The following is a 361-nucleotide window of genomic DNA, read 5'->3' as shown; positions in this document are numbered from 1 at the left end:
ACAACGCTGCCATTTGAGGGTCCGGTGCGTCTGCTATATCTTTCATATACGTACGAACTCTGCTCAGTGCAGTTATCGTTTCATCCCATGGTGTAGGGGAGTTTGGGGTTTCGTTAATTTGCAATTGATTCAAGATGTGGAAAGCTTGTTCAACTCTTTTCATTAATAAGTAGTCAGGCTTTACAACTTCTTCAACGAGTTCTGGTGCTGCTTTTACGGCACCCGTAAGTTTAGGGTTAACTTGAGCCATTAATGCTCCTTGTTGACCGATCGGTGAAAACTGCGTGTTTGTATAAACTTGTTTTAGAACCGTTGTCATCGGAGAAGATGGGCCAGAGATTAGATCAATGGCGTTAGTAAT

Annotated in this window: 1 pseudogene; it reads right to left on the bottom strand. The window is 42.7% G+C overall.

The annotated features are described in order from the left end of the window. A pseudogene (locus AB4503_RS25680) lies at positions 1-361 on the bottom strand (type VI secretion system membrane subunit TssM); the annotation flags it as partial.

This window comes from Vibrio sp. 10N.222.55.B11, assembly GCF_041473705.1.
Taxonomy (GTDB): Bacteria; Pseudomonadota; Gammaproteobacteria; order Enterobacterales; family Vibrionaceae; genus Vibrio; species Vibrio crassostreae_C.
Note: the sequence above shows the minus strand (reverse complement) of the source record. Positions and strands in the feature narration are given on the sequence as shown.